Annotated in this window: 12 protein-coding genes; 2 read left to right on the top strand and 10 right to left on the bottom strand. The window is 35.4% G+C overall.

Going from position 1 to position 19,305, the window contains the following annotated elements; genetic code table 11:
- Positions 1-13 precede the first annotated feature (13 nt).
- A complete protein-coding gene (locus tag ACQ65V_RS06835; protein WP_430467353.1) occupies positions 14-2,308 on the bottom strand; it encodes an NADP-dependent malic enzyme in 2,295 nt (764 codons plus the stop codon).
- Positions 2,309-2,412: 104 nt separating this feature from the next.
- On the opposite strand from ACQ65V_RS06835, the gene ACQ65V_RS06830 reads away from it, so the two are divergent.
- Entirely contained in the window at positions 2,413-4,791 is a 2,379-nt protein-coding gene (locus tag ACQ65V_RS06830; RefSeq protein ID WP_430467352.1) for a DUF5686 family protein, read from the top strand.
- A gap of 2 nt (positions 4,792-4,793) precedes the next feature.
- Here ACQ65V_RS06830 and ACQ65V_RS06825 read toward each other — a convergent pair whose 3' ends face one another.
- From ACQ65V_RS06825 to ACQ65V_RS06810, 4 genes are all read right to left on the bottom strand, one after another.
- On the bottom strand, positions 4,794-6,533 hold the full coding sequence (locus tag ACQ65V_RS06825; protein WP_155088693.1) for a glycosidase: 1,740 nt from the start codon (positions 6,531-6,533) through the stop codon (positions 4,794-4,796).
- Positions 6,534-6,538: 5 nt separating this feature from the next.
- A complete protein-coding gene (locus tag ACQ65V_RS06820; RefSeq protein ID WP_162306933.1) occupies positions 6,539-7,477 on the bottom strand; it encodes a carbohydrate kinase family protein in 939 nt (312 codons plus the stop codon).
- A gap of 6 nt (positions 7,478-7,483) precedes the next feature.
- The gene (locus ACQ65V_RS06815) at positions 7,484-8,842 is read right to left on the bottom strand and encodes an MFS transporter (protein ID WP_155088694.1); all 1,359 of its coding nucleotides are present in this window, start codon (positions 8,840-8,842) and stop codon (positions 7,484-7,486) included.
- 152 nt (positions 8,843-8,994) lie between these two features.
- On the bottom strand, positions 8,995-11,625 hold the full coding sequence (locus ACQ65V_RS06810; RefSeq protein WP_430467351.1) for a TonB-dependent receptor domain-containing protein: 2,631 nt from the start codon (positions 11,623-11,625) through the stop codon (positions 8,995-8,997).
- A 168-nt stretch (positions 11,626-11,793) separates the two neighbouring features.
- Here ACQ65V_RS06810 and ACQ65V_RS06805 point away from each other — a divergent pair, with 168 nt between their 5' ends.
- Positions 11,794-12,834 carry a LacI family DNA-binding transcriptional regulator gene (locus tag ACQ65V_RS06805; RefSeq protein WP_155088696.1) on the top strand — a complete coding sequence of 347 codons (1,041 nt, stop codon included), beginning with the start codon at positions 11,794-11,796 and terminating at the stop codon, positions 12,832-12,834.
- Here the strand turns inward: ACQ65V_RS06805 and queG are convergent.
- From queG to ACQ65V_RS06780, 5 genes are all read right to left on the bottom strand, one after another.
- Positions 12,815-13,735 carry a tRNA epoxyqueuosine(34) reductase QueG gene (gene queG, locus ACQ65V_RS06800; protein WP_155088698.1) on the bottom strand — a complete coding sequence of 307 codons (921 nt, stop codon included), beginning with the start codon at positions 13,733-13,735 and terminating at the stop codon, positions 12,815-12,817. The two genes, ACQ65V_RS06805 and queG, sit on opposite strands and share 20 nt — an antisense overlap.
- Positions 13,736-13,770: 35 nt before the next feature.
- Positions 13,771-15,111 carry a cytochrome-c peroxidase gene (locus ACQ65V_RS06795; protein WP_430467350.1) on the bottom strand — a complete coding sequence of 447 codons (1,341 nt, stop codon included), beginning with the start codon at positions 15,109-15,111 and terminating at the stop codon, positions 13,771-13,773.
- Between the two features lie 132 nt (positions 15,112-15,243).
- Positions 15,244-16,266: a Holliday junction branch migration DNA helicase RuvB gene (gene ruvB / locus ACQ65V_RS06790; RefSeq protein ID WP_155088701.1), complete on the bottom strand. Its 1,023-nt coding sequence runs from the start codon at positions 16,264-16,266 to the stop codon at positions 15,244-15,246.
- 135 nt (positions 16,267-16,401) lie between these two features.
- On the bottom strand, positions 16,402-18,195 hold the full coding sequence (locus ACQ65V_RS06785) for a cytochrome c oxidase subunit I (RefSeq protein WP_430467349.1): 1,794 nt from the start codon (positions 18,193-18,195) through the stop codon (positions 16,402-16,404).
- Positions 18,196-18,231: 36 nt separating this feature from the next.
- Entirely contained in the window at positions 18,232-19,296 is a 1,065-nt protein-coding gene (locus ACQ65V_RS06780) for a cytochrome c oxidase subunit II (RefSeq protein ID WP_430467348.1), read from the bottom strand.
- Between the last annotated feature and the right edge of the window lie 9 nt (positions 19,297-19,305).

Below are 19,305 nucleotides of genomic sequence, written 5' to 3'. Positions count from 1 at the left end.
GGCAAGGCCTAGACTAAGAATGTGCTTCCCTTTGCAACTTTTTTTCGCGCTCTTGTGCATCAACTACAGCAATAGCCACCATATTTACAATTTCGTCTACACTGGCACCAAGTTGCAGTATATGTACTGGTTTGCCCATACCAATCATAATTGGCCCTATGGACTCAGCTTTGTTCAACTCTTTTAATAGTTTATAGGTAATATTGGCCGAATCTAAATTTGGAAAAATAAGTGTGTTTACTTTTCGACCTGCCAATCTGGAAAATGGAAAAATATCCTGAAGCATTTTAGAGTTTAGGGCAAAATCCATTTGCACCTCACCATCAACTACCATGTTTGGATATGTTTTATGGAGATAATCAACTGCTTCTCTCACTTTTTTAGCATCTGGATTATCCGAAGATCCAAAATTAGAATAAGAGGTCATTGCTATAATTGGCTCTATACCCAACATTTTTGCTACTCTTGAGGTCATGTAAGCAATTTTCGCCAAATCTTCTGCACTTGGATCAATGTTTATTGCCGTGTCACTTAAAAACATTGGTCCTCGCTGGGTCATCATAATATTGGTTGTTGCCACCCTTGTGACTCCCTTTGCTTTTCCAATCAGTTCTAGCATAGGCTTTAACACCTTTGGATAACTAGCAGAATATCCTGAAATTAAAGCATCTGCATCACCTTCATTGACCATCATAGCAGCAAAATAATTACGCTCTCGCATTATCTTTTGAGCAGAATACTTGGTCACACCTTTACGTTTTTTCTGCATCCAATAGGCCTCTGCATATTTATTTTTTCGTTCTAGCTCTTCATCAGATTTAGGGTCAATAATTTCAACTTCAGCCTCAAATTCTATCTCCTTCATTAAAGACGAAATCGTATCTTTTCTTCCTAAAAGTATTGGAATGGCTATACCTTCATCATGTGCTATCTGTGCCGCTTTAAGCACATCTAACTGATCTGCCTCAGCAAAAACAACACGTTTTGGATTGGTACGTGCTCTACTTAACAACAATCTAACCAACTTGTTATCAGAACCTAGGCGCTCTAAAAGGGCATCCTTATATTTACTCCAATCCTCTATAGGCTCTTTTGCCACTCCACTTTCCATAGCTGCTTTAGCTACTGCTGGAGGCACCTCTGCAATTAATCTAGGGTCGAATGGTTTTGGGATAATATAATCTCGCCCAAAAGTCAACCGGGTTTCATTATAGGCTAAGTTAACTTGTTCTGGCACAGGCTCTTTTGCTAGTCTAGACAACGCTTTTACCGCGGCCATTTTCATGGCTTCATTGATTTTAGTAGCTCTAACATCTAAAGCTCCTCTAAAAATAAAAGGAAAACCAAGCACATTATTTACCTGATTAGGGTGGTCACTGCGACCAGTGGCCATAATAATATCATCTCTTGTATCTATGGCTAACTGATAACTTATCTCTGGATTTGGATTCGCCATAGCAAATACAATGGGATTCTTTGCCATAGACTTTAGCATTGCTGGAGTTACAATATCTGCCATAGAAAGACCAATAAACACATCAGCATTTTTCATAGCTTCATCTAAAGTATCTATTTTTCTGTCTGTTGCGAATTCAGCTTTTTGTGATGTTAAGTTTTCTCTGTCTTTTCTTATAACGCCTTTACTGTCTAGCATCACGATATTTTCCCCTTTAGCACCACATGATTGATATAAGCGCGTACAGGATATAGCGGCTGCACCAGCTCCGCTCACCACAATTTTCACATCTTCAATATTTTTTTCAGCAAGTTCAAGAGCGTTCAACAAGGCTGCTGCAGAGATAATGGCAGTTCCATGTTGATCATCGTGCATTACAGGGATATCCAATTCTTCCTTAAGGCGACGTTCAATCTCAAAGGCTTCAGGAGCTTTAATATCTTCAAGATTAATACCTCCAAAAGTTGGAGCAATGTTTTTTACGGTTTCAATGAATTCATCAACATTTTCGGTATTTACCTCAATGTCGAACACATCTATATCAGCAAATATTTTAAAGAGTAACCCTTTTCCTTCCATAACAGGTTTGGAAGCTTCTGGCCCAATGTTTCCCAATCCTAAAACCGCAGTACCATTAGAGATTACAGCAACTAAATTTCCTTTAGCGGTGTATTTATAGACATTGTTAACGTCCTTTTCTATTTCTAAGCAAGGTTCAGCCACACCTGGTGAATATGCTAGTGACAAGTCGCGTTGGGTGGCATACTTCTTAGTGGGTACAACTTTAATTTTTCCTGGTGTAGGTTTTGCATGATATACCAAGGCTTCTATACGCTTGCTTTGTTTGCTCATATTCAAATTGGATTAAGCCACAAAGATACATAATGAAAGTTGTCTGAAAATTCAATAGTTTCAAAAATTCTACGTTAATTAGTACTGTGCTAACCAAGATCTCAATGAAAAACCTCCTTTTACTAACACTTCTTTTTTTCATTACCAAGACTTTAGCGCAATCCCAGAAAAAACTAATTCTTATCAATGATACTACAGAAGAAGTTGTGCCATTTGCAAATATTCTTTTTAGCAAAGTAGATTACAAAGGGACCTCTTCAGACATTGACGGAGTATTTTATGTACCAAAAACTATTGAAAGTATAACTATAAGTTATGTTGGCTTTGAAACAAAAACATTGAGGGTAAGTGATATTTCTTCTCAGATTATACGATTGAAGCCTGAAGCTAGCGCGTTAAACGAAGTGGTTATAGATGGTGAAAACCCTGCACATCGCATTATTAGGAAAGTCGTTGCCAATAAGACACTAAACAATCCTGAAAATTTAAATTCATTTACTTATGAGTCTTATGACAAAATCATCATAACATTAGGTAAGCCAAAAGAAGGAACAAAAGCAAAAAGTGATACCATACGAGAAAAAATGGATAGTATCATGAAAGGCTCTCACTTTTTCATCACTGAAACGTTGGCTAAGCATAAATATTTAAAGCCTCGTTTCTCAGAAGATAGTGTCATTGCCACCAGGTCTTCTGGTTTTAAGAATCCTAAGTTTGCTATGCTGGCTAATAGTTTTCAGCCGTTTTCTTTTTATAATGAGCACATCGAATTGTTTGAGACCAATTATTTAAATCCTATTTCTAAAGGCAGTACGCGTAAATATAAATTCAGACTAAAACAAGAGTATATTCAAGGAACAGATACCGTTTTTGTAATTTCGTTTGAGCCTAAGGCCAATCGTAATTTTGAAGGCTTAAAAGGTTTACTTACCATCAACTCTAATAAATATGCCGTGCAAAGTGTGGATGCTACAACGTTTAATTCGGGTAAATTAGATGTTACGATTCAGCAAAAGTATAAGCATGTTGCTGATAAACATTGGTTCCCTGAACAGTTGAATTTTGAAATTAATGTAGGAGAGGGCTTTGGGAGTGTTTCCTATATTGGTAAAAGTTATCTCTCTAAAATTAAACCCAATACTTCTCTTAATAAAAAGGATTTTCCGTTGGTATCTGTAACGTTACCTGAAAATGCAGGTTCAAAAAATGATTCATTTTGGAAACTAAACCGAAGAGATACACTAAACACCAATGAAAAGCGCACCTATGTTTTTATAGATAGCATTGGTGAAAAGATTAAGCTCGACAAGATGTTTGATTTACTTCCTAGTTTAATGAAGGGTCGGTATCCTTTAAAGTACGTGGATATTGATATTACTAAATTTTTTATAGCTAACAAATATGAAGGTTATAGGCCAGGATTAGGGCTTTACACCAATGACGACATCTTTAAAAATGTATCAATTGGTGGTTACGCTGGCTATGGTTTAAAAGACGATGCTTGGAAGTATGGAGGAGAGCTATTGATTAATGTTCCAAGTAAAAAAGATATTACCATTAGTTTAAAGTATATGAACGACCTTAAGGAAGTAGGAACCTTGTCAGATAATAGGTTTAACGAAATTCTTTCCTTTCGTGATTTCTTAGCTAGCCAAATGGATGGTATTGAGTCTTATAGCATAACGACCGATATGAAACTTTTTAGAAACCTAAATTGGACACTTGGTTTTAATACAGCAGATGTTACTCCGCTTTATGAGTATATGTTTTTAAACAATGGAAATCCAGTAACAAATTATACTAACTCTGAATTAAATATCGGTATTGGTTATCATGCAAAAGAGCAATTGGTCAACAGTTTTGGAGTCATTGGGAGAATGCCCAGTGATGCACCAATACTCAATTTTTTATATTCTCGCGGACTTGGAGGCACCTTAGATGGTGATTTTAGCTATAACAAATTTAGATTTACATTAGACCACAGTTTTATCACGAAAGGCTTAGGTAAAACGACGTATCGTCTAGATTTAGGCTATTTAGATAAATCACTTCCTTATGGTTTAGTGTTCACTGGTGAAGGAGCTTTTGAGAGAGATCTTCGATTTGTGGTCAGAAATTATTTTCAGACCGTAACACCTTATGAGTTTTTATCAGATAAATACGCACACCTATTTACAACACATAATTTTGGGCGCTTATTCAACAACAAAGGTTATTTGCAACCAGACGTGATATTGCATAATAATTTTGGGATTGGAAGTTTATCAAATCCAGAACATCATCAACTCATCGGTTTCTCAACCAAAGAAGAACTTTTTTTAGAAACCGGATTGGAATTGCAAAACCTTATAAAGTTACCATTATTTGATCTTGGCTATATGGGAATTGGTGTTGGTGGCTTTTACCGCTATGGGTTTCATAACTTAGACAAGTTTGATAATAATTTTGCTTTTAAATATTCGATGGGATTTAGTTTTAAGTAAGATTAAAAACTAAGTCGTATTTCTTTATCATCTTCATCATTGCAACTAATAACAAACTTATACGTTTTTAAATCTGCTTGCAAATGAGCATAATGACTTTTGTTCCTCCACTTGATATTAATATCTAATGATGAGCTTTGCTCAATTTCTATTTCACCACTAAAGGCTTTTGAAGTGTTTCTTAGTTTAATTAGTTTCAACTGATTTAAAACTATATCTTTTTGCAAACCGTCTTCTATCAGCTTATTAGTTAGTGTCGTTCGGTTTATTTCTTTGTGACCACCTTCACCTGCGCGCTCCACAGCTTCATAATCATTTGCACCAGCAAACAAATCGAGATACCAAATTTGTGGAATACCTGGCATAAATAATTGAATAGCCCTTGCCAACAACAATTTCTCTTCACTTTCACCTAATGCACTAAAGTAAGTAGCATTCACTTGGTAGTACGAAATTTTATTCCCTTCAGAATCATACAGGTTTTTTACTCGACCACCTCGATCAAGGATGAGATTCATTAGGTCTTCGATTTCATCATCTAAAAGCAATCCTTTGTTGTAAATTCCGTTAATCTCTTTTCCTTTTAAATCAAGAACAGGAATACCATCGTGGCAACCCAGCATATTTACTGTTCTGTAACCATTTTCAATAATTTCGTTTGCCCATTTTATAAGAGCTCCATTACTTCCCTTCTCTAAGGTGTGAATAATCAATCCTGGCAAGAAAAAGTCGTAAATTTGGTAGCCGTGATTAGCTACTTCTTTATGTAAAAATAAGCCGTATTCTGCGTGAATTTCTGGTAATAGCTTTAAATCATTTTTATCCGCTATCCCTTTTATTCTACTGAGATAATCCCAAGTGCCAGGAACATTAAAAAAATTGGTTTGCCCAACTTCCTTGTGCAAATATGCAAAGGCATCTAATCGTAAAACTTCACAGCCATAACTCTTTACCTTAGCCAAGGTTTCTTCATAAAAATCCCACACCAATTCTGAGTTGGCATTAACGTCCATTTGTCCTAAATAGGTGCAGTTTCTTTCGACAAGATTTAATATTTTCTGATTGGTTTCTTCACTTTTAAGAAAATTTAAATCATTAATAGGTGCATTATTTTCAATAGCTGAATTGACCTTTTTTACAACAACTTCTTTTTCTGTTTCGTCCAATTCCTGAATTTCTGCTAAATCTGAAGTGTTTAGTTTATTGAATATAATTTTTTGATAAAACGTATTCCAATACGGTTGTTTTGAGCCATCAGGAAACGGTACTTTTAAGATTGGTAAACCTGATTTTCTCATAAATAACTTATTGAGAAATTCTTCTTTTGGAATTATGATTCCGTCGTCATTCATTGTGCCGTGACCTTCCCAAAAGCTATTCCAATTGATAAAGAAATCTTTGTACTTGGAATCTTTTCCGTTTTTGAGCAAATCCTTAAACTGAGGTGAAGCAACGGACAGATGGTTCAGTACAATATCGAATTTCAATTGAATATTCAACTTTTCTAATGCTGCTAAATCGGCATCCGACACTAACTCTTTGTTGATGTTATAATCAATAATGGAAAAACCTCTATCTAAATCACTATTGAAAAATGTTGGTAGTATGTAGAATAATGAAAACGCATCCTTAAATTCAGGTCTTTGCAACATTTTAATAGTGTCGCTTAGTTTGTTGCCAATACTATCTGGATAAGCATTGAACATTACTCCATTGTTTTTCAGTGCGGTTTTAGTACTCATAATTTTTAGAGTAATTTGGAAAGAATATCAATATTATCTGGCAACCTACCCACATTTTGAAGTTTTAAAGATGCCAGTTGTAAGGCTACTTCTAAACATTTTTTAGTTGGTTTTTCTTTTATATAAGCAAACAAAAACCCAGACCAAAATGCATCGCCTGCACCTGTGGCATCCATTACATTTTCAACTTTTATAGCTGGTAATTGTATAACACCTTTACCTTTTTGAGATAGTTTAACTCCTTCACTTCCCAATGTTAAACATATGGTGTCCACGCCTTCATTATGGAAAAATTCAAAAATCTCATTGTGAGGTAAACTACGCTTAAAGAGTCTAAGCATATCGTCTTCGCTAATTTTTATAAGCGGATTGAATTTACAGTAAGCTTTAATTACGTTAAGCGCTTCATCTTTATTATCCCAAACCTCATCAGCATAATTAATATCTATGCTTAACTGACACCCTAAGTTATAGGCTTCTTCTGCCTTTTTTAAGATGGTGGATTGCGCAGGATTTTTACTAAGAGCAAAACAGGTCGTGTGAAAAATACTGGTTTCCTTTAATAATTCTGTTGAGATTTGATCTTCAGAAATACAATAATCTGCCTCACGAAAGGGAATAAAATCCGGTGTTTTCTTTGATCTTGAAACAAAAATTACACTAGTTGGCTTATTAGAAATTTTCTTTACTGAACTCGCTTGAACTCCAACTTCATTAAGTCGTTTAAAAATATATTCCCCAAAACCATCATTGCCAACCGTGGCAACCATTTTAGCGTTTAATCCTAGTCTAGCGGAATTCATAGCTACATTTGTTGGCGAGCCGCCCAAGTACCTATGATAATCCCTTGTATTGTTGATTAAAACATCTTTTTGATGGCCAATAAAGTCAATCAAAACTTCACCAACGCATAAAATATCTATATCTCTATTATTTGCTTTCACAAAAATTTATTCTTCGTTATTATCAAAAATATCTATTTCGCTCAAATCATCGTACAACTCAGATTCTGGCTGCTTTAAGCGTAATGCCAATAACCCAGCAATAATAAAAAACACACCACCAAACAGTATTGCCTTAACAGCACTATTGCCTAAAAGATTTTTTACAATTGGTCCAAAAGTTAAGGTTTGAATTCCCATTGGGATCACAATCATCATATTTAAAATTCCCATATATACACCACGGCGTTCTTGAGGGACAATTTTTGAAACCATTGTATATGGAATTCCCATCATTGCAGCCCAGCCAATTCCAAAAAGTACCATTGGAAACAACACATAGGTTGGATCTTGAATATTTGGAATAGACAACATGGCGATACCAGTTAAAAACAAGCTAAATACATATACTTTCTTTCCTCCCCATTTTAATGCCAATGGCACTAAAGCCAATGCGAATACTATAGTTGAAATATTATAGGTGGTATTCATCTTAGCCGCTTGACTCAAGGCTTGGGATTTATCAAAGCTTAAACTCTCTTCAAACATTGGTGAGATAAACTGCCAATAGATAAAAAGTGCATACCATTGAAAAAGATATACCGCAGAAAGTTTCCACATAAATTTTGGCATATCCTTTACAGCGTCAACAATTTCCAGAAATGGTGTTTTAATGCGCTTTGCTAACGGTAGGCTTTTATGTTTTTCTATTTCTTTTAATTCTTCATCCTCTGGCGGAATTTCCGGTGTTTTTAAAACTGACCATAAAATTGTAGTTACTGATAAAATTGCTCCGATAAAAAATGAATAGTACAACCATTTTGGAATGGACTTTACACTTTCATCTACCACCTCTTGTCCACCAAACCAATCTTGAAAAAGAAATATGGAAGCATTTGCCAAAACGATACCAGCACCAACAAATAAACTTTGCATCTGATATCCAAAGCTCAATTGTTTATTCGGTAATTTATCACCAACAAAAGCTCTGTAAGGTTCCATGGCCATATTGTTGCCCACATCTAAAATCCACAATAGACCTACAGCAAACCACAAAGCTGGACTAAATGGAAAAGCAAATAAACACAGGCTACCAATAATTGCTCCTATTAAAAAGAAAGGCTTACGTCTTCCCCATTTTGGTGACCAAGTCTTATCCGATATTGCTCCAATAATTGGCTGAACTATCAATCCTGTTACTGGGCCTGCAAGATTAAGAAGCGGTAGGTCTTCTGGGCTGGCACCTAAAAAAGAGAATATTGGATTAACGGCAGTTTGTTGCAATCCAAAACTGAACTGAATTCCTAAGAATCCTACGTTCATATTAAATATCTGCCAGAAACTTAGTGTTGGTTTTAACCTTCCCATAATTTTAGATTTACTTAAAAATACTATTTAAAACCTCTGTTTATAATCAATAGTTAAAAAAAGAGCCAATGATAAAATAATATTAACACTGACTCTTTCACCAATCAATCAAACTTAGAAGTTAATTACTTAGACTACTCAAGTAATTTTTATTAAAAACTATAGCTCAATCCTAGTGAGATAGACCTTCCTGGTACTGGTCTAACTCTTAGGAAATTTGTCTGTCCTTCTACAATACTTCCTTCTTCGGATTCTGTTATACCTAACGTATCGAATATATTGTTTGCAGAAAGATTTGCTTTTAGGTTTTCCGTTATACCTACATTGATAAAACTGTTTATGATAACAAAACCTGGTAATACCAACTCATTATTGTCTTGTGCAAATGCTTTGCTCTGACCAATAAAGCTAAGGCCAACTGAGTTTTGTTTTTCATTTCCAAAGTTATAAGTTGGAATAAAGTTGTAGATAAAGTCTGGTTGTCTACGAGGAGTGTTGCCATCATTATCTCCTGAAGTAATTTCTGCATCAGTAAAGGTTAATCCACCTCTAAAACCAAAATCATTGACTCTATAAGTTCCCTCTATTTCTAGACCAAACGATTTATAATCATTTTCTATAACGCTGTTGGTAGTTGCTTCAAAACCGCCTTCTTCAGTCGTATTTGCGAAGAACAATGTTGCATATAATGATCCGTTCTCAAAGCCTCTTTTGTAACCAAATTCAGCTTGATTTATAAAATCCAACGCGTTAATGGCATCACTATCCGTGAAATCTAAACCAGTAAATAAAATACGGTCTGCTTTGGCTGAACCACCTCTACTGTATCTTGCAAAAACAGCTTGGTTATCTTGAAGTTTATAATTAAGACCTATTGAGTAAGACACGTAATCGTAATCATAATTTACCGTAGTTGGGTTTGCCAAATCAATAGACTGTACTGTTTCTTCTGGCTGGGAAATTTCACCATCGTTATTGATATCAAAAACAGAAGTTACTGGACCTGAAAATGTTCCGTCAACTCTACCCTTATCAAAACGGATACTCGCATCAATATTTAATTTTTCTGAAGCCTCAATACCAACCGCCAAATATGGTGCAGAAGTATTATAACGCGTGTCATAATTTCTTTGACAGCAGTTCCCGAAAAATGCTGCTCCGTAGCCCACAAGTCCATTTACCGATAGTGGTTCACCGTTAGTATCCAATGCATCAATAAGCCTTGCTTCATCTCCAACACCTTCAAGCAAATAAGAATTCCATAACCAAGACATAGATACATTTTGCATCGCTTTAAAAAATCCTGCGGTAATATTGAAATTATCAAACTTCTTTGTTAAACGAATATCATTCATAAAGTTATTGAAGTTGTTCAATTTTGTGTCAAACAGAACCACTGGTGTAATAATTGAACTACCATTAACAGCACCATCACCATTTGCAAAAGCAAGAGCATCGTAACCTCTATCGGTAGCAAAATCACTCGCCAAAAAGTCTGAGGCAGTCTGTACACTCGCTGGGAAAGGTGAATTAAAACCACCACTGTTAGACGAGAATCTACCGTTATTTGTAACCTTGTAATCATTACCTAAATCAAAAGATAACTCCATACCAATAGATGTTGAAATTGGATTCATCCCATCAGAAATATCAGAGCTTCTTAATTGTCCATCTTCTCCCAAACCAACACTTTGCTGTAAATATGGTGTGTGTAATGTTTGGTTGTTGGCATCAAAATTTGGAATGTTTTCAAAATTAGGATCATCATTAGTGCCTGTTACCTGAATTGGGTTTGGCAAATAAGCAATAGCTCTATCATTAAGATATTTTCCGTAAAGTCTTACATAACCGTTTTCAAATTCCTTTGTTAAATTCAGTTTGAATTGCCCACCATTATTAGCGGTATATCCAGCATCTCTTATGCCTTCACCAACCCTGTAAAATCCACCCATGTGGAAATAAAGTCCTTCACCTATTGGCGAACCATAATCAAAATCAGTTCTAAAAGAATTGTAATCCAAACCAAAAGATGTTGCTAAAGATCCACCTTCAACTTTTCCTGTTTTGCTAATTAAGTTAATTATAGCACCAGGAGAATTAGACGATAATGTTGAAGCAGAACCACCTCTTATGGCCTCAATTCTACCAATGTTATTATCAAATCTTGTAAAAATATCTGCTGTAGCAAACGCTATATCACCAAACAATAATACTGGCAATCCATCTTCTTGAAGCTGTACATACTTAGAACCTCCAGAAGATACAGGTACACCACGTACCGCTATATTTGAGTTACCTTCACCACCAGAAGACTCAGAACGAATACCTGGTATTGTTCTAAATATTTCTGCTGTTGTTCTTGGTGCAGATTGCTGTATGGTCTTTGGTCTCATTGTAGTTACAGATACACTAGACTCAATTCTAGATCTCGGGTTGGTCACACCAGTAACGATAACCTGATCTAAGGATTCTGCATCTTCAGCCATTGTCACATCTACTACAACATCGGCACCATCAATGGTAACCGATTTTTTGAATGTTGTAAAACCCAAATACGAAGCGGTTAAGGTATAAGTACCATTTTCTACATTTGTTATGGTATAGTTTCCATCTATATCAGAAACAGCACCATTTGTAGTTCCGTCTAAAATTATGTTTACACCTGGTAGTGGCATGCCTTCAGAATCTTGCACAGTACCCGAAATATTGGATTGCGCAGAAACTAAAAATGATACCATGGTAAAAACAAGCAGTAAACTCAATTTGTTTTTAATCGATTTCATCTCTTTTAGTTGTTTAATTATTAGTTAAGTGATTTAATTTTTATCAAATCTACATTTATACATAAAAAATATTGAGAATTTGCAATCGAAAACGATTTCGATTTTCCGAAAACGTTTTCGATTGTGTAACTTTGTGATAAATAGACTTTAAGTTAATATCATTGTTTTATGAAACCAGTAACCCTAAAACAAATAGCAGAAACCCTAGGTATAAGTATTACAACTGCATCCAAGGCATTGAAAGATTATCCAGACGTTAGTAAAAAGACAAAACGTTTGGTAAAAGAGCTGGCTGAAACCCTTAACTACAAACCCAACGCTTTTGCCGTGACTTTGAGAACTAAAGAATCTAAAACGATTGGTTTAATTGTTCCTGAAGTTGTGCATCATTTTTTTTCGAGCGTAATTAAAGGCATTATCGCTCAAGCTGAAAAAAAAGGATATCTAGTAATTATACTCCAATCAAATGAATCTTATGAACTTGAAAAGAAACAAATAGATTTATTATTGAGTAAAAGGGTTGATGGAGTCCTTATATCACTTGCCAACGGAACAGGAGACTTTAAGCATCTTAATGATTTAATGGTTCAAGATGTTCCATTAGTTATGTTTGATAAGATTGCAAAAATTGTTAATTGCTCTAAGGTTATTATTAACGATAGAAAAGCAGCTTATACAGCAACCCAACATTTAATTGATAATGGTTGCAAACGTATTGCACATTTTAGAGGCCCTTTGCTACCACAAAATTCTATAGACCGGTTTCTTGGATATAAGCAAGCTTTAGTAGATAATAATGTTCCATATGATCCTTCACTGGTATATATTTTAGATGATATGAGCTTTGACGAGGGAAAATATTTTGCAGAAAAATTATTAAAAGACCATAAGGATGTTGATGGTATTTTTATAAATACGGACTTAGTTGCAATAGGTGCCATTACCAAGTTTAATGAGATGGGTATTAAAATACCTGATGATATCTCTATAGTAGGCTTTAGTAATTGGTTTATGTCTTCCGTTATCAACCCAAGATTAACCACAATTGACCAGCCAGGTTATAAAATGGGTAAAACGGCATTTAAACTCTTATATAAAGAGATTAAAAAGAAAAAAGAAAACTTACCGCCAAACTTTAAAACCGTTGAGCTACAAACAGAATTAATAATTAGAGAGTCAACAAAACAAGCTAGTCTTTCAAAAACTTAATATTACGTTTTAGTCCCGAAAACTTAGTGCGTTTAACAGCAGATTTTTTAAATACCTTTCTAAACGCGTCTTCCGTAATCTCTTCCCAATCTTTTTTGGTCATGGATAGTAATTCTGGGTGAGGGTTAAATAACGGTTCGTTATGTGACTTACTAAATCGATTCCAAGGGCAAACATCTTGGCAGATATCGCAACCAAACATCCAATCGTTAAATTGCCCCTTAAATTCTGTTGGTATATTATCTTTTAACTCAATGGTGAAGTAAGAAATACATTTACTTCCATCTACAACATAAGGTTCTGTTATGGCTTCCGTTGGGCAAGCATCTATACAAGCCGTGCAAGTGCCGCAATGGTCTGTTACTGGTGTGTCGTAATCCAGTTCTAAATCAATAATCAATTCGGCAATAAAGTAAAACGAACCCACTTGTTGCGTCAATAAATTAGAATGTTTTCCAACCCAACCCAAACCCGATTTTGCTGCCCAAGCTTTATCCAATACTGGTGCTGAATCCACAAAAGCTCTTCCATGAACTTCTCCAATTTCCTCTTGAATAAACTGTAAAAGGGATTTTAATTTGTCTTTAATGACGAAGTGATAATCTGTACCGTAAGCGTATTTGGATAGCTTGTACGAATCTTCATTCTGAAATTCTGAAGGGTAATAATTCAACAATAAAGACACCACACTTTTTGAACCTTCCACAAGCAATGTTGGATCTAAACGCTTATCAAAATGGTTTTCCATATAGTGCATTTCGCCATGCATGTTCTTGTTGAGCCATGCTTCTAGCCTTGGTGCTTCTTCTTCCAGAAATTCAGCTTTGCTAATGCCACAAGACAAAAAGCCAAGGCGTTTCGCTTCGGCTTTTATGAGTTGTGTATGTTTTGTTGTATTCAATTGTAGTTTAAAAGAACTAAACTACAATAATGTTTTTAATTACACCCTAAATCTGAAGATGACATATAATCTGCGTTAGGAAAACAATTTCCTGATGGTAAGGATTCCGGAACGTAGCGCATTAGGTTATCATCATACAGCGAGTTTTCTATGAACAATGTTAACTGATCAATTTCGGTTTCAGTTAGGTTTAATGGTTCAAAAAACGGAGATAATTTATTTGCAGGCACCTCAGTATTCTCAGCAATGGCTTCATTCTTGTATTCGATTATTTCTTTAACTGAACTAAAACTTCCGCCATGCCCAAAAAATTGCAATCCTTTTAAGTTATATAATTGAGGTGTTTTAAACTTATAATCATCATCTGGGTTTCCTGTAAAACCACCACGTCCTTTTTTTGTTGCATCATCAACTACGGTCATTACCTCAGGACCTTCCAAATCCTTCATTCCTAATGCATGAAAATCCATACCGTTAAAACCAGGTCCTGAATGACAGGTATAACATTGTCCCTTATTAAAAAAGACTTTAGCACCTTCAATTTCTTCATTATTCATCGCATTAGTATCTCCTTTTAACCATTTTTGAAATGGTGATTGGTTGGGCAATAAAACACGCTCATAAGCTGCAATTGCTAAACCAGCTGTGATTTTTGTATAACGTTCTTCAACAGCTATTTCTGGAAAAGCATTATCAAAAAGTTCCTTATAGGATGAGTTTATAATTTCTTCCGAATCAATAACTAATCTATGGACATCTAAACCTGCAATGGCTTGAGTTTCTATCCCTTCAAAACCTAAATTATTAACTTCTTTTGGTGTACCAACAATCCACGATGATTGAGTACCTTCATTTGAACCCACACCACCAAACTGTCCATTCCATAACATGACATCCTGAAAAGCTACGTTTAAAACACTGGGTGATCTTATAGGTTGTATATCCAGGTCTGCTTCAGCATAATTTTGATTTTTGATTCTACTTTCTCCATAAATCCCAAATCCCAATCCGCCTTCACCAATGCCTTGTCTTATACCACTTTGAAACCCTGCATCAACATGATGACAGCTCGCACAAGAATAAGTGTACATACCTTCATCCATATTCGCATTTGTGGCAATCATTGTTTCGTGATACAATAATTTACCCAACTCCACCTTGGCTTCTGTAATAGGGTTATTGATGTCGTTAGGAATAGCGTTATAATCTGTTTCCAAAGGTTGAATTAATACTGAAGTCGAACCATAAAGATCTATAATGCGGTTTTCTAGTTCTAGTCCGTTTGAAACATTTTCATAATCATCTTTATCTGAAAAGCAAGATGTAAGCGATAGGCAAGTAAATACAACTATCGCATTAAGTTGTAGATTTTTCATGATTTGAATGGTTATTTACAATCAAATATAAAATCAGCTATATTGATTTTTTATTCAAATAGATTAAATCACAAAAAATTAGTTGAAGTAATGTAAGGTGCTAAAATTTTCGATAAAAGGACAATTTCACAATTAAAACAAACCACCTTGAGAAGGTCCTTTGATTTTTCCTAAATGATGATATGCCAGTTCTGTAACTTCACGTCCTCTTGGAGTTCGCATAATGAACCCTTGTTGAATTAAAAAGGGTTCGTAAACCTCTTCAATAGTTTCAGAACTTTCACTTACGGCAGTAGCTAAAGTAGTAATACCTACTGGACCACCTTTAAACTTTTCTATTATGGTAGAAAGAATTTTATTATCCATTTCGTCAAGGCCATGGGCATCAACGTTCAATGCTTCCAAGGCAAACTTGGCGATTTTTATATCAATGTTTCCATCACCTTTTATCTGGGCAAAATCTCTTACACGTCTCAAAAGGGCATTAGCGATTCGTGGTGTTCCTCTACTACGACCTGCAATTTCAATAGCAGCTTCCATGGTTATTGGTACATTTAGAATGGATGAGCTTCGCTGTACAATAGTAGTCAATAAATCTGTTTTATAATATTGTAAGCGACTGCTAATGCCAAAGCGTGCTCGCATCGGAGCAGTTAACAAACCTGATCTGGTCGTGGCACCAACCAAAGTAAAGGGGTTCAAATTGATTTGAACAGTTCTGGCATTTGGGCCAGACTCAATCATAATATCAATTTTGTAATCTTCCATTGCCGAGTATAAATACTCTTCAACAATTGGACTTAGTCTATGGATTTCATCAATAAAAAGAACATCTCTGTCTTCGAGATTTGTTAATAGTCCTGCTAAGTCTCCTGGTTTATCCAATACGGGTCCTGAGGTAACTTTTATACCAACATCCAATTCGTTAGCTAAGATATGAGCTAAGGTGGTTTTGCCCAATCCTGGAGGCCCATGAAAGAGTGTATGATCTAATGCCTCTTCTCTAAGGTTAGCCGCTTGAACAAAAACCAGCAAATTTTCTAATACCTGATCCTGACCTGTGAAGTCTTCAAAAGTTAAAGGTCTTAACTTTCTTTCGACATCTAGCTCTTCTGGGCTGAAATTATCGTTGGATGGGTTTAGGTTTTCGTTCATAGCATTTCCCGTGAAAACGGGAATCTTATCTAGTTATTTCACAATAATCAAATATAAAGAAAAAGACCTTTGGAATATTATATCAATCCAAAGGTCTTTTCAATTTCTTATGAGATTCCCGTTTTCACGGGAATTTTAATGCTGTAATTCCTCTTCACCATCATATAATGGCACATTCTGAGGCACAAAATCGTCTTCGTGCCCTGGTTTACTATAATCGTAAGGCCATCTATAAACGTGAGGAATAGCTCCTTCCCAGTTACCGTGAATATGCTTTATAGGCGCTGTCCACTCTAAAGTCGTAGATCTCCATGGATTCTGTACCGTTTTCTTTCCATAGAAAATTGAATAGAAGAAATTCCATAAATACACCAATTGGAAAATACCACCAACAATAGCAAACATTGTAATTATAACGTTAGCATTAGCCGTATCATCAAACAACGGGAAATTAGAGTTTGTATAATAACGTCTTGGTAAACCTGCCATACCTATAAAGTGCATTGGGAAAAATACACCATAAGCACAAATTGCTGTTACCCAGAAATGCAAGTATCCTAAATTTTTATTCAGCATACGACCAAACATCTTAGGGAACCAATGATAAATACCAGCAAACATTCCGTACAGTGCTGAGATACCCATTACTAAGTGGAAGTGAGCAACAACGAAGTACGTATCGTGTACGTTAATATCTAAGGCACTATCACCTAAAATGATACCTGTTAATCCACCTGTAATAAATGTAGAAACGAAACCAATTGAAAATAGCATTGCAGGATTCAATTGTAGGTTTCCTTTCCATATCGTAGTTATCCAGTTAAAGGCTTTTACTGCTGACGGAATCGCAATCAATAATGTTGTAAATGTAAATACAGACCCTAAGAACGGATTCATACCCGAGATGAACATATGGTGACCCCAAACTATTGTAGATAAAAATCCAATCGCTAAAATGGACATAATCATCGCACGATAACCAAATATCGGTTTACGAGAATTGGATGCCATAATTTCTGATACCAGACCCATTGCAGGAAGTATAACAATATATACTTCTGGATGTCCTAAGAACCAGAATAGATGCTCAAATAATACTGGCGAACCACCTTGATAATGTAAAACTTCACCTTGAATGAATATATCTGAAAGGAAGAAAGATGTTCCAAAACTTCTATCCATAATCAACAATAATGCTGCGGATAAAAGAACAGGGAACGAAACTACACCTAATATCGCTGTTACAAAAAATGTCCATATAGTTAATGGCATTCTTGTAAACGACATTCCTTTGGTACGTAAGTTAATTATTGTAACAATATAATTCAATGAACCTAGTAATGATGATGCTATGAAAATAGCCATGGACACCAACCACAAGGTCATACCCATACCAGAGCCTCCTTGTGCCAATGGCAATGCAGATAAAGGTGGATAAATGGTCCAACCTGCTGCTGCTGGTCCTGCTTCTACAAACAGTGAAATCACCATGATAACACTTGAAAGGAAAAATAACCAATAAGACACCATGTTTAAAAATCCTGATGCCATATCTCGTGCACCAAGCTGTAATGGAATTAATAGGTTACTAAATGTACCACTTAAACCCGCTGTTAATACAAAGAATACCATAATGGTACCATGTATAGTTACCAATGCTAAATAAATATCTGCATCCATAACGCCTTCTGGAGCCCATTTTCCTAATAAGGCTTCAAATAATACATTTGGCTTTTCTGGCCAAGCAATTTGCATACGGAACATTATGGACATTAAAACACCAATAACTCCCATAATCGTACCTGTAATAAGGTACTGCTTAGCAATCATTTTATGATCTTGACTAAATATGTATTTAGTTACAAAAGTTTCTTTGTGATGATGTACGTCGTGATCGTCGTGACCGTGTGTATCTACTGTTGCTGACATAATCTCTTTATCTATTGCTTAAAATGATTTCTAATTTTAGTTTAATGATTTGGCAAAGGTCGTTTGTTCTGCCATCCAAGCATCATATTCTTCCTGTGTCTCTACAATGATTTTCATCTGCATATTGTAGTGCGACTTTCCACAGATCTTGTTACATAGTAGGAGGTAATCAAACTCGTAAGGCTCTAATGCTTCCTCGCCATTTGCAGTTAACTCTTTACTCTTTTCTGTTCTAATCTGATTAATATTTTGAACCTTTTCAATGATATCTTGATTTTGGCGCATTTCCTCAGTTGTTACGGTTGGTGTAAATCCAAATTGAGTCACCATACCTGGTACACAGTTCATCTGTGCTCTAAAGTGAGGCATATATGCCGAGTGTAACACATCCTGAGAGCGCATTTTAAATAAAACTGGTCGACCAACTGGTAAGTGCAATTCAGTTACAATAACGTCATCCTGCGCGTTTGGATCATCTTCAGCGACACCCAATATATTGGCCTTATCCAAGTCAATCAATCTCACATTGGCTTTTCCTAATACATTATCTTCACCACCATATCTTGCTTTCCAGTTAAATTGTTGCGCATATAATTCTACCACAAGTGTATCTTCCTCTTCTTCGACATTCATAATATCATTCCATGTGAATAATCCATAAATGATTAAACCTGCCAAAACTATTGTAGGGATAATTGTCCAGATAAATTCCAAGGTATTGTTATCCGCATAGAACACAGCTTTCTTACCTTTCTCACCTCTATATTTAAAAGCGAAATAGTGTAATATGAATTGCGTTATGGTCTGAACAATAAAAATAATTACCATAGAGATGATCATAAGATTATCTAACCCAGGACCATGCTCTGATGCAGAGTTAGACACTAATGGTAAATCGCCTAAATACCAGAAGCTTAAAATAGTTATAATATAGATGAATGCTAAAAAGCCCATCATTAAATAACCATTTAATTTATTGTCTTTGTCTGTGGCTACAGGTGAACTTTGCGAATCCACTTGAGCCAAATCAAAAATCTTTACCAGTTGCCAAATGGCAACGGCTACAAAGAGTACAATTATTATCGTTAATAAAGCAGTCATTATCGTTTC

The sequence above is a fragment of the Winogradskyella ouciana genome (assembly GCF_965284585.1).
Lineage (GTDB): Bacteria > Bacteroidota > Bacteroidia > Flavobacteriales > Flavobacteriaceae > Winogradskyella > Winogradskyella ouciana.
This window is presented reverse-complemented; position numbering and strand designations above follow the sequence as displayed.